Raw genomic sequence first — 11,708 nt, 5'->3', positions numbered from 1 at the left:
AGTCGCGGTACGGACGAGCGGAGGTGCGCGCGCGGTTGTCAGCGGCGTGGTCCACTGGCACCGGCGCGGGCGCGCCACGGGTGCAACAGGCTGGCAACGACGTCGCCGGTCGGTGGGAACGATGTCGGATTGTGCAGCCCGATCGCTACCGGGCGGCGACCCGAACGCCATGTGAAGGTGCCGAAGAGCTGATCCCAGATCGACAGATCGGAGCCGAAATTTCCCGCCTCGGCGAGGTCCGTGCTGTGATGTAGACGGTGCTGCTCCGGACTGGTGAAGACATAGTTCAGCCAACCGATGCGTACGTCGATGTTGGCGTGGATGAAGTAGCCCTGCACGATGACGAACAGGCCGATGACGAAGACGGCCGGCTCGGAGAAACCGGCGAAGGCGAGCGTCAACTGCACCACACCCTGGGCGAGCACGATGTCGAAGATGTGGTTGACGCCGTTGTTGCCGACATTGACCTTGTCCGGCGCGTGGTGCACTCCGTGGAGTCGCCACAGCCAGGCGTTGGTGTGCCCGAGTCGGTGCATCACATAGCTGGCCAGCGAACCGAGCAGCAGCGCGAACGGCATCTCCACCCACAGCGGCAGCCACCCCTGGGGTGCGGCGACCGCCCCGACGACAGCCATGATCGGCAGCTGTGCCAGCCCGCCGCCGAGCAGGGTAAGCAGGAAGTAGATCCCGTACCAGCGCCACTCACGTAGGCTCGGGTGCCAGTTGGGCTCGTACGGGATCAGACGCTCAAACATTGCAAGATAGGCGAGCGTACCGATCAGAAAGGCGAAGTTGGCGGCACCCAGGTTCCACCCGTGCCGCAGCGCGATCACGCTGACCGCGATCATGGCGACGACCAGGATCGGATATGTCGCGATCCGTGCGGCGGCGCGAACCATGGCGATGGAGCAGGGCTCTGGTGCAGGCGGGGACAGGGCGCTGTCGTACTGGTGGTAGATGTTCACGTTCTCTCCATCGCAGGTCGTTCTGTCGATCACCGCCGAAGGGGCGGCCAATCGCGTTGAACACAGGGCGTGCGGTGGAGGCGCACTTTCCAACAGATGAAACAGCTAGCCTTGCGGGGTGCTCTGGCCTTTACCAAAAATGCGCCTTGATCAACGAAGTGCGCGATCCCTTGGCATGGGCCTGAATCTTGCTGCGGTCCATCGGGTGTCGATCATGCGTGAACTTCTTTGTGAGAACCGGTTCACGTCTGGGTGGTGCCAGATCATCTTTTGCGCTGTGTTGCCGGTCCCCAGTCAGTAATCCAAATAGAAGTCATGATCGGTAGTTCTCTATCACCATCTGAATATCTCAAGCCGGCAACTCAAACAAGAACTGGTTCATTTTTGTCATGACATAAGGGTCTTTTTGATGGACCGGACCCTCTGTCTACTTAGCTGTTTAGTTCAGGGTGGAGTGCGGCATCGTCTCAACCTCTCGCAGGACCGTCGCTCACCGCGCGGCACCTGGTCGGTCTGCGGGGTACGGGTGAGATTGGCGGCGATGGGCGCAGCGATGCCCGCGGGTGTGGTCGGCCTGCGCTTGACATGGCGTCGACGCACCGGTTCCCTAGATGTGATCGATCGGAATCGATAACTGGTTGGTGTCAACGGAGGGACAGCCGTGCGTACCCCATCCCACTGGCGCGGCGCCGCCGCGCTGACCATCGCCGCACTCATCGCCGTCATCCTGCTCGGCGCATCCCCCGCCGCCGCGCGGTACGGCGGACCGGCCGGCCCGACGACCCCGACCGCGCTGTGGGCCAGCACCAACGGCGTCGCGATCAGCCTGACCTGGCAGCAACCGCCCACCGGGCCACGGGTCCACTCCTTCCGGGTGTACGAGGGCGGAGAAGTGGTCGCCCGCACCAGCACCACGTCGGCGACGATGAACGTGCCCTTCGGCTCGTCACACGTGTACACCGTCACCGCCGTCGACCGGCACGGGCGGGAGTCGGCGCCGACCGACCCGGTGACCGGCCGCTCCTGGCTCTCCGGGGTCAACCCGGAGTGTCTGCCGACCCCGACCCTGCCGATCACCGTCACCGCCGTCACCGCGTCGGCGGTCTCGCTCTCCTGGCCCCGGCACCCGCTCGGCGGCGAACTGGAACTGCGGGTGGACGGCGTCAGCCTGGGCTGGACGTCGCTGACCAGCGCCCGGGTCGGCGGTCTGGCACCTGCCACCGATCACCAGATCCAGCTCTTCCGGCTCAACCAATGCAGCCCCGGATTCACCGAACTGGTCGGCTCGACCAGCGCCACGACCGCCGCCGGCGAGCCCGCGCGGCACGCCCCGCCTACCGACCTCACCGTCACCGGGCGAACCGACACCACCATCAGCCTGGCCTGGACCGCGCCGGCCGGACCGCCGCCGGACCGGTACGCGGTCTACGAGGGTGGCACCCGGGTCGCCGTCAGCGTCGGCACCACGGCCACCGTCCAGCGGCTCTTCCACGCCACCTGGCACCGCTTCACCGTCGCCGCGCTCGATTCCGCCGGCAACGAGTCGGCGCACAGCCCGGCGGTGTCAGCCAGCACCGAGACCTGCCTGGGCAGCCCGCCCCGGCCGGTCGGGCTGGCGGCGACCGCGCTCTCCCCGTCGTCGGTGCGGCTGAGCTGGACCTTCGACGCGACCGCCACCTCGTACACCGTCTGGGACGGTGACACGGCTGTCGCCACCTCCCGCTACCCGGAGACGGTCGTCTCCGGGCTGCCGTCGGCGTCCCGGCACGTCTACCGGGTCAGCGCGACCCTCCCTCAGCCCTGCGGCGAGACCCCACGCTCCGCCCCGGCGCGGGTCACCACCGCACCCGGTCCCGCCGCCCGGCCGGCGGCACCGGCGTCGCTCGAGGTGACCGGCAACACCCCCGGCAACTGGCCCACCGACGCTCGGCTCACCCTGGTGTGGTCTGCCTCCGTCGGAGGCGAGCCCGCCGTCAGCTACCGGGTGTACGAGGGAGCGACCGTCGTCGGCGCGACCGACGGGACCCAGCTGACGCTGCCGGTGGGCGGGGGGACCTGGCACACGTACACGGTGGTCGCCGTCGACGCCGCCGGCAACGAGTCGGCGGCCAGTCCGTCGGTGACCGCGCAGGGCATGTTCTATCCGCCGCCGTAGAGCAGGCGACGCCGCCCAACGGGGTTTCGGCCGTGCCGTCGTCAGCGCCGGGCCGGCGCCGTCGATCACCAGGACGGATCCGACCGTCGCACGCGCGGGGCTGCGGCAGACCGGCCGTACGTAGGCGGGCGAGGTGGAGCCGGCCGGAGTTCACCGCGTCGTACAGGGACACCGTGAGTGGCGGGTGGTGGTCGGTGCCTCGGCGAGATGCCCCTCGCCGGCTCCGAGGGGCCAAGGGTGTGTTCGATGACGTGATGCCAGAGGTGCATCTTGATGCACCTCTGGCATCAAGCCTGAACCGGTAGTCCGGACCATGGAGGTAACCTATCGCTGCAAGGAAAGCACCTGAAGTCACCAACGCGTATAGACGTCGACGATGGGCCCGATCTGCGGTGGCAGCCGGCGGATCAACCAACTCGTTGAGGTGGTCAGCGGCGGCGGCCCGGCCCGCCGGACGACGACGCCGGCCTTCTGGTGCGGCGCTTGGCGGGCTGCTGCTGAGCTGGCGCCGCAGGCTGTGGCGGGCGCCGACGGTCGGCGAGGTTCCAGTGGTAACGCTCGTACAGTGCGATCCCGGCGCAGACGGAGACGTTCAGCGACTCCGCGGCCGGGTCGATGGGGATCGACACCGAATGGCGGGAGATGCTCTCGAAGGAACGCGACGTGCCGGTCTTCTCGCTACCCAGCAGCAGGGCGAGCTGCTCGTCCGCGTCACGCAGATCGCTGACCGCGAGATCGCCGTCGGCGTCGAAGGCGATCAACGGGATGCCGGTACGCCGGAAGTAGCCGGTCGCCTCGGCCCGCGACGCGAGCACGATCGGCAGCGAGAAGACGTAACCCCGGCTGGCTCTGATCAGCCGCCGGTCCGCGATGGTGGTCAGATCGCTGTCCACCAGCACGATGCCGCCGGCGCCGAGCGCGAACGACGTGCGCACGATGGCCCCGATGTTGCCGACGATCTTCACCCCGTCCAGGACGATGAGGTCGCCGGTCGTCCGGGACAGCTCGTCGAAGCTCCACGGTCTCGGGACCCGGGCAATCCCGAACGCCTTGGGCTTCTTGTCGGTCCGGAACAGGTCGTTCATGATCGGAGCCGCTACCAGGCGGACCGGGATTCTCTCCCGCCGGCATGCGGTGATCACCTCGTCGGCCAGCGGGCTGGTCTGCACCCCGTAGACCTCGATGAACTCCAGCCCGGCGTGAATCGCCTGCACGAGCGGCTCGGTGTCCTCGATCAGCACGGTGCGAACGACGGATCGCGAATGCTTGGTGACGTCGATGATCCGCTGGACCGCCGGATCCGACCGCTCGGTGATGACATCGAGTTCCGCCACGACAACGACCCTAACCCACCCTGGGTCCGACACCGCCGCCGAGCGCCGCCGCTGCCGCCCCGGGCCTGGGCCGCCGAGGGCCGCTGCCGGCAGCGAACCGGGTTTGCCGCCCCGATCCAGGGGTACGCGCCGGGGATGCTGCCCCACTGACCGGGCGGGTCCACCCTCCCGCCCGGCCGAACCGCACGGGAGGTGTCCGATGAGCCAACCCCGCGACCAGATGCAGGAACGCGGCTGGGATCCGATCGGCAGTCTGCAGTCGCTCTGGTCGGAGCTGGGCCGGGTCTTCGGCGGCGACGCCGGCGTACCCGAGGTCGAGCTGCTGGACACCGACGACGGCTGGCGGGTGGTCGCCCGGCTGCCCGGCGTCGCGCCGGAGGAGGTGGCGGTGGAGATCGACGGCGCGGACCTGTGCCTGCGGGGCCGGTCCGAGCAGGAGGTCAACGTCGACAACGGGCTGGCGGACACCGGTTCGACCGAGCGCGGCTTCGAGTACCGGCTGCGCCTGCCCAGCGGGGTGGACGTACACCGGATGGACGCGGTGATGGACCACGGACTGCTCACCGTCACGATGCCCCGGGCCGAGCCGGGCGGCCGCCGGTCGATCACCGTGGGCCGGCCGCAGCACCAGCAGCCGACCGCCGGTTCGGTCGCCGCCCGGTCCGGCCGGGCCGAACAGGTCCGGATCACCACGGACGGCACCGGGACCGTCGCGGAGGAGATCGATCCGGCCGCCGACCGGGAGATGCACCATCCGTACGCGGGTGAGGCGGACCCGCAGCGGCAGCAGGCCAGCACCGCCCGATGACCGCCGACCCGGCCCGGCCGGCCACGCTGGCCCTGACCGTCGACGCTGCCGGCGACCGGCTGGTGCCGGACGTGCACCGGATCGCGGTGCTGCGCGCCAACGCGCTCGGTGACTTCATTTTCGCCGTCCCGGCGTTGACCGCGTTGCGGGCCGCGTACCCGCAGGCGGAGCTGGTGCTGCTCGGCGCGCCCTGGCATGCCCGCTGGCTGGATGCCCGGCCGGTGGCCGACCGGCCGGGCCCGGTGGACCGGGTGCTGGTGGTGCCGGCCGCGGACGGTATCCGGGCGGCGCAGCCCGACGACGAGCCGGTCACGATGACCCAGTTCCTGGACCGGGCCCGGCGTGAGTCGTTCGACCTTGCGGTGCAGTTGCACGGCGGCGGCCGCAACAGCAATCCGCTGGTCGCGGCGCTGGGCGCGCGGGTCACCGCCGGATTGCGGGCGGCCGACGCGCCGCCGCTGGACCACTGGATCCGGTACGTCTACTACCAGCCCGAGGTGTTCCGCTACCTGGAGGTGGCCGGGCTCGTCGGTGCCGAACCGGTGACGCTGCAGCCCACGGTGCCGGTGACCGGCGCCGACCGGGCCGAGGCGGACCGGGTGCTCGGCCCGGCCCGGCGGCCCAGGGTGGTGCTGCACCCGGGGGCCAGCGACCCGCGCCGACGGTGGCCGGCGGACCGGTTCGCAGCGGTCGCCGACGCGCTGACCGACCGTGGTTTCGAGGTGCTGGTGACCGGCACCGGGCCGGAGCGGGACGTGGTCGCCGAGGTCAGCGCGGCGACGGCCCGGCCGGTGCGGACCGTCGTGGACGAGTTGAGCCTGGGCGGCCTGGCCGGGCTGCTGGCCGGCTGCGCGGTCCTGGTCGCCAACGACACCGGCCCGCTGCACCTGGCGGCCGCGGTAGGCGCGCCGACGGTCGGCATCTACTGGATCGGCAACCTGCTCAACGGTGCCCCGCCGGTACGCGGCCGGCACCGCCCGCTGGCCGCGTTCACCATCCACTGCCCGGTGTGCGGGATGGACGTCAGTACGGTCGGCTTCCCGGCCCGGGGCGACGGGCGCGACTGTGGCCATCAGGAGTCGTTCGTGACCGACGTGCCGGTCGCCGAGGTGGTCGACGCGGTGCTGGAGCTGGCTCCTGCGGCGTCCGGCGGCTGGGGGGAGTCAGCCGGCACCGGCGGCGTGCACCTGGACCGGCGGGGGGAACAACTTCCGGACGTCGTCGGGCAACGGTAGCTGCACCCGGTACAGCACCCCGGCCGGGCAGTAGCCGGCGACGCGGTCCAACGCGGACCGCACACCGTCGCGAACCGTCCGGTCGTCGGCGTCGTACCGGGCGGTCCGGCGGCGGACCCGCCGGACCAGCTCGGCGGCGTCGAACCGCTCCGGCCGGTGCTCCGGGTCCGGGCGGTGGTCCGGGTCCGGACGGGCCGCCATCGCCAGCAGCGGCGGCAGCGCGTCGACCAGCAGCGCCGCCTCGCCGTCGGGCAGCAGTTCGACGAGGGTACGCAGCACCGCCACGTCCAGCTGCCAGATCGTGGTGGTCGGGCGGGCCAGCCGTACCGTCACGGTCCGACCTCCTGCCGCTGATGCCGTGACCCGCTGTCGGCCGCCGCCGGGGCGTACCCGGTCGTGTCCTCCTCGTCGAGCAGCAGCTGCCAGCATTCGACCCGCCGGTCGGTGACCGTGGTCGGTGACTCCAGGTGGAACGCGCCGCTGGGCACGATGCCGGCACCGCCGTAGCGGCTGAGCACCGCCAGCTGGGCGGCGACGTCCTCGCCCTGGTGCTCGACCGGCATCCGGGGCCAGAAGTCGAAACCGCCGGCGGCGACCAGCTTGGCCCGGTCGAACAGCACGCACCCGCCGATCCAGGACACCCGGTACGCCCGCCACTGGCCCTCGCCCAGCTGGAGCCGTTCGGTGACGTGCAGCAGGTTGGCGGCCGAGTGCAGCCGGGCGCGCGACCACTGCGGCGTACCGGGGCGAATCCGTTCCGGCTCCGGCCGGCCGTCCCATTCGACGTACCCGTCGTGGTCCTGCGGCCGTACGTCATCCAGGTAGGACAATCCGTGTACGGCGTTGCCGACGAAGCCACAACGCAGTTCGGTGATCGCGGTGACCAGTCGGTCGATCGTGCCGGGGGCGAGCCAGACGTCGTCGTCGAGCATGAGCACCAGTCGGGCGGTGGAGAGACTGAGCAGGTACGCCCGGTGCTCGGCCAGCCCGCGCCGGGGCAGCCGCCGGGTGAGCAGCACCGGGTGACCGGTGTGCCGCAGCGCCCGCACCATGGTGGCGGCGGCCGGGTCGGCCCACGCCGGCCCGCCGTCGGACTGGTCGCTGACCACCACCCCGAACCCGTCGGGGGCATCTTGCGCGGCGAGCCCGGCGAGGGTGGCGGCCAGCTCGGCGGCTCGGTTGCGGGTCGGGACGAGTACGTCGAGCAGCCGGTTGCGGCGGAACTCGACCGGGTCCCCGGGCGGCAGCGGTCTGCTCATCGGGCTCCTTCCGGGTGTGCTTGGGGTTCCGGGTGCGCTTCGGGTGGGCCGGCCGGCCCGCTGGTCGGGTTGATCGGGGCGGCCGCCGACCGGATCCGTTCGATGACCGCCGTGGTGGACCGGTCCGCGACGTAGCCGAGGATGTGCACCGCCCCGCCGAGCTGGCGGACCAGCGGCGCTTCGGGCACCATGTCCGGCGGGTAGTCGCCGCCCTTGACGTAGACGTCCGGCCGGATCCGCTCGATCAGCCCGGCCGGGGAGTCCTCCTCGAAGACCACCACGTGGTCGACGCTGGTCAGCGCGGCGAGCACGGCGACCCGGTCCTCGGCCGGATTGACCGGCCGGTCCGGCCCTTTCAGCCGCCGCACGCTGTGGTCCGAGTTGACGGCGACGATCAGCAGGTCGCCGAGGGCGGCGGCCTCCGCCAGGTAGCCGACGTGACCGCGGTGCAGCACGTCGAAGCAGCCGTTGGTGAAGACGATCCGGGCTCCGGCGGCACGCTGTACGCGTACCTGCTCGACGAGGTCGGCGGGGTCGGTCCCGGCGGCCGGGGTCGCAGCCGGGGTGGTGACCCGCCGGCCGCCGCTTTCGGCCGCGGCCGGGAACGCCTCGGTCAACGCGTCGGTCAGCGTGTCTCGGTGGCAGACGCAGGTGCCGCAGTCTCCTACGGTCAGCGCGGCGGCGAGCTGGGCCAGCTCGCCGGCGACCGGCAGGGTGGCACCGGCGACCACCGACAGGGTGAGAGCGGCCAGGTAGGTGTCGCCGGCGCCGACCGCCCGGCTGGCCGCGACCGGCTCGGTACGGCAGTGGTGCGTGGCGCCGCTGCGGTCGCCGACGACTGAGCCGTCGGTGTCCAGGGTCACCGCCACCAGGTCCGCCCCGGTTGCGGCGTGCAGCCGGGGCAGCAGCCGCCGGGCGGCGGCGACGCGGTCGCGGTCCGGCGTGGGTTCGCCGACGACCGGTGCGGCCTCGGCGATGCTGGGCGTGATCAGGGTCGGTCGCAGCCCGGACCACCGGGTGAGGTCGTGGGCGTCGAGGGCCACGGTGCCGTACCGGGTCCGGTGCCGGATCAGCCATCGGCGGATCCGGTCGGGCAGCGCGCCGAGCCCGTAGTCGCAGATGACCAGGTCGGGCCGGACCACGTCGGGATTCGCCCCGGTGCCGTCGACATCCGGCTCGGCGGGGCCGAGCCGGATCTCCTCGGTGCTGGCGACGAGCGCGGCGAGCAGCCGTTCGACCTGTTCGGCCGGGAGCGGGCCGGCCGGCCCGCCGTCGTCCTCGCGGAGCAGGATCTGGTCGGCGGCGAGCAGCCGACGTTTCGCCGGGGTACGGGTGCCCGGCTGGGCGACCATCCGGTCCTGCACGCCGGCCCGGTGCAGGCAGCGGGCCACCTGGTCGCCGACCGGGTCGACGCCGATCGGGGCGACCAGCAGCGGGCGGGCGCCGAGCGCGGCGAGGTTGACCGCGGTGTTCGCGGCACCGCCGGCGGCGATCTGGCGCCGGTCCAGGGTGAGCACCGGGGCGGGTGCCTCCCGGCAGAGCCGGGTGGAGGTGGCGAACCGCCATTCGTCGAGCATCGCGTCACCGACGACCAGGACGGGGTGGCCGGACCACTGCGCGACGAGGTCGCCGAGGCCGGTGGGATCGGCGCCGCCGGGCGGTCCGGCAGGGCCGGCCGGCCCGGTGCGGTGCCGCTGGTCGTTGGACGAGGGCCGCATGGGGCAGCGGGTGCCCGGGACGGGCGCGGTCAAACGTGCGGGTCGGTACATGTCGGGGATCACAGGTATATCGGTTGGCTTTCCGCTCCGGCATGGCAGAATGCTTGTAGCAAGCAACTATCGGATGGGGTGAGATCGGCGGTGCACACCGACCCGCCGACCGGTCCCGACGCGGAGCTCATCGCCCTCGGCAAGCAGTTCGGCGTCTTCCACCGGTCGGTGCACATGTTCTACCAACGGCTGCGGTTCGACCCGCCGCTGGAGCGGGCGGCGTACACCCTGCTGGTGCGGATCGCCGGCGACCGACCGGCCCGGCTCAGCGTGCTCGCCGACGGCCTCGGCCTGGACCTGTCCACGGTGAGCCGCCAGGTCGCCGCGCTGGAGGCGGCCGGGCTGGCCACCCGTACGCCGGATCCCACCGACCGGCGGGCCAGCGTGATCGCGGCGACCGAGCTCGGCGTGCAGGTCTACACCCGCAACCGGGCGATCTGGGTGGGCGCGATGCGGGACCTGCTGGCCGACTGGTCCCCGGACGAGATGAGCGAGTTCGGGCGGTTGCTGACCCGGCTCAACGAGACGATCACCGCCCGCTACGGGGGGACGGATCCGGCGGATCGCTGTCCGCGGGGGGAAGGGGAAACACCACAATGACGACCACAGAGGAGCGGGTCGCGCCAGCGCTCAGTCGCCGGCAGATCCTGCTGCTGCTGGCCAGCCTGATGACCGGGATGCTGCTGGCCGCGCTCGACCAGACCATCGTCGGGGTGGCGCTGCCCACCATCGTCGGCGAGCTGGGCGGGATCAACCACTACTCGTGGGTGGTCACCGCGTACCTGCTGGCGTCCACCGCGTCGACGCCGCTGTACGGCAAGACCGCCGACCTGATCGGCCGCCGACCGGTGTTCCTGTTCGCGATCGGGATGTTCCTGCTGGGCTCGTTGCTGGCCGGCATGTCGCAGAACATGACCCAGCTGATCGTCACCCGGGGCCTGCAGGGGCTCGGCGCCGGCGGTCTGATGACCCTTGCGTTCACCATCATCTCGGACGTTGTGTCGCCCCGCGACCGCGGGCGCTACCAGGGCCTGTTCGGCGCCGTCTTCGGCCTGGCGTCGGTGGCCGGGCCGCTGGCCGGCGGCTACTTCGCGGAGACGAACTGGCGCTGGATCTTCTACATCAACGTGCCGCTGGCGATCATCGCGATGGTCATCTGCTGGTACGTGATGCGGCTGATCCCGTTCCGGCGGCGGGACCACGCGATCGACTGGCTCGGCGCGACCCTGCTGGTGGCCGGGGTCAGCGCCATCCTGCTGGCGCTGAGCTGGGGTGGCGGCGAGTACGCCTGGGGCTCCCCGGTGATCATCGGACTGTTCGCCGTCGGTGCGGTCCTCGCCGCGATCTTCCTCGTCCAGGAGTCCCGGGTCGCCGAGCCGATCCTGCCGCTGAGGCTGTTCCGGGAACCGACCTTCGCGCTGGCCAACGCCGCCGGCTTCGTGCTCGGTCTGGCCATGTTCGGGTCGATCATCTTCATCCCGCTCTACCTGCAGATCGTCAAGGGCGCCTCACCGACGGCCAGTGGTCTGCTGATGCTGCCGATGATGGCCGGCATCATCGTCACCTCGGTGGCCGCCGGACGGGCGATGACCCGGTACGGCCGGTACAAGTGGTTCCCGGTGGCCGGCTCGGGGGCGCTGGTCGCCGGTGGTCTGCTCTTCACTCAGCTGGAGGTGACCAGCCCGCTCTGGCAGGCGTTCCTGGTGATGGTGGCGGTCGGTGTCGGGCTCGGGCTGTCCATGCAGTCGCTGGTGCTCGCCGTGCAGAACGCGATCCCGCTGCGCGACCTGGGTGCCGGCACCTCCACGGTGACCTTCTTCCGGACGCTCGGCGGCTCGTTCGGGGTCGCGATCCTCGGCGCGGTGCTCAACGCACGGCTGACCGGTGAGCTGGCCGACCGGATGCCCGCCGCGATCGCCCAGCTGCCGCCGGAGCAGGCCGCCGACATCGCCGCCGCCGGCGGCGCGGAGATCTCGATCGACCAGCCGGCGGTGATCCTGGCGCTGCCCGACCCGGTCCGGGACGCCATCCAGTACGCCTTCGTGGAGTCGCTGCACACGGTGTTCCTGGTGACCGGCATGGTCGCGGTTGTCGCCGTGCTGATCACGTTGGTGCTGCCGGACCGGGAGCTGCGCGGCGAGGTCGAGTCGCAGACCACCTCCGCCGACCTCGCCGGATAGCCC

The 11,708-nt window shown here is 71.6% G+C and carries 10 protein-coding genes; 5 read left to right on the top strand and 5 right to left on the bottom strand.

The features are described from left to right. Positions 1-38 precede the first annotated feature (38 nt). Entirely contained in the window at positions 39-965 is a 927-nt protein-coding gene (locus O7610_RS19220) for a sterol desaturase family protein (protein WP_289211483.1), read from the bottom strand. 661 nt (positions 966-1,626) lie between these two features. Here O7610_RS19220 and O7610_RS19215 point away from each other — a divergent pair. Next, a complete protein-coding gene (locus O7610_RS19215) occupies positions 1,627-3,120 on the top strand; it encodes a fibronectin type III domain-containing protein (RefSeq protein WP_289211482.1) in 1,494 nt (497 codons plus the stop codon). A gap of 428 nt (positions 3,121-3,548) precedes the next feature. Here O7610_RS19215 and nshR read toward each other — a convergent pair whose 3' ends face one another. After that, positions 3,549-4,454 carry an NshR/TsnR family 23S rRNA methyltransferase gene (nshR, locus tag O7610_RS19210; protein ID WP_289211481.1) on the bottom strand — a complete coding sequence of 302 codons (906 nt, stop codon included), beginning with the start codon at positions 4,452-4,454 and terminating at the stop codon, positions 3,549-3,551. Positions 4,455-4,653: 199 nt separating this feature from the next. Here nshR and O7610_RS19205 point away from each other — a divergent pair, with 199 nt between their 5' ends. Together O7610_RS19205 and O7610_RS19200 are read left to right on the top strand one after the other, a co-directional pair. Beyond that, positions 4,654-5,262, top strand: coding sequence for an Hsp20/alpha crystallin family protein (locus tag O7610_RS19205; protein ID WP_281552049.1), 609 nt, complete (start codon positions 4,654-4,656; stop codon positions 5,260-5,262). Continuing rightward, positions 5,259-6,497 carry a glycosyltransferase family 9 protein gene (locus tag O7610_RS19200; RefSeq protein WP_289211480.1) on the top strand — a complete coding sequence of 413 codons (1,239 nt, stop codon included), beginning with the start codon at positions 5,259-5,261 and terminating at the stop codon, positions 6,495-6,497. The genes O7610_RS19205 and O7610_RS19200 overlap by 4 nt, the downstream gene beginning before the upstream one ends. On the opposite strand, the gene O7610_RS19195 is transcribed toward O7610_RS19200, so the two are convergent. Genes O7610_RS19195 through rfaE2 form a run of 3 tightly spaced genes read right to left on the bottom strand, consistent with a single transcriptional unit; the run spans position 6,426 to position 9,474 of the window. Next, positions 6,426-6,830, bottom strand: a complete 405-nt coding sequence (locus tag O7610_RS19195; protein WP_281552047.1) for a DUF2267 domain-containing protein — start codon at positions 6,828-6,830, stop codon at positions 6,426-6,428. The genes O7610_RS19200 and O7610_RS19195 overlap by 72 nt on opposite strands. Beyond that, on the bottom strand, positions 6,827-7,756 hold the full coding sequence (locus O7610_RS19190; protein ID WP_281552046.1) for a glycosyltransferase family 2 protein: 930 nt from the start codon (positions 7,754-7,756) through the stop codon (positions 6,827-6,829). Before O7610_RS19190 ends, O7610_RS19195 begins: the two co-directional genes overlap by 4 nt. Further along, the gene (gene rfaE2, locus O7610_RS19185) at positions 7,753-9,474 is read right to left on the bottom strand and encodes a D-glycero-beta-D-manno-heptose 1-phosphate adenylyltransferase (RefSeq protein ID WP_289211479.1); all 1,722 of its coding nucleotides are present in this window, start codon (positions 9,472-9,474) and stop codon (positions 7,753-7,755) included. The genes O7610_RS19190 and rfaE2 overlap by 4 nt, the downstream gene beginning before the upstream one ends. Before the next feature lie 129 nt (positions 9,475-9,603). Here rfaE2 and O7610_RS19180 point away from each other — a divergent pair, with 129 nt between their 5' ends. Together O7610_RS19180 and O7610_RS19175 are read left to right on the top strand one after the other, a co-directional pair. After that, positions 9,604-10,125: a MarR family winged helix-turn-helix transcriptional regulator gene (locus O7610_RS19180; RefSeq protein ID WP_281552044.1), complete on the top strand. Its 522-nt coding sequence runs from the start codon at positions 9,604-9,606 to the stop codon at positions 10,123-10,125. Then, entirely contained in the window at positions 10,122-11,705 is a 1,584-nt protein-coding gene (locus tag O7610_RS19175; RefSeq protein WP_281552043.1) for an MDR family MFS transporter, read from the top strand. Before O7610_RS19180 ends, O7610_RS19175 begins: the two co-directional genes overlap by 4 nt. The last annotated feature ends 3 nt before the right edge of the window (positions 11,706-11,708 follow it).

Source organism: Solwaraspora sp. WMMA2065, assembly GCF_030345075.1.
Classification (GTDB): domain Bacteria; phylum Actinomycetota; class Actinomycetes; order Mycobacteriales; family Micromonosporaceae; genus Micromonospora_E.
Note: the sequence above shows the minus strand (reverse complement) of the source record. Positions and strands in the feature narration are given on the sequence as shown.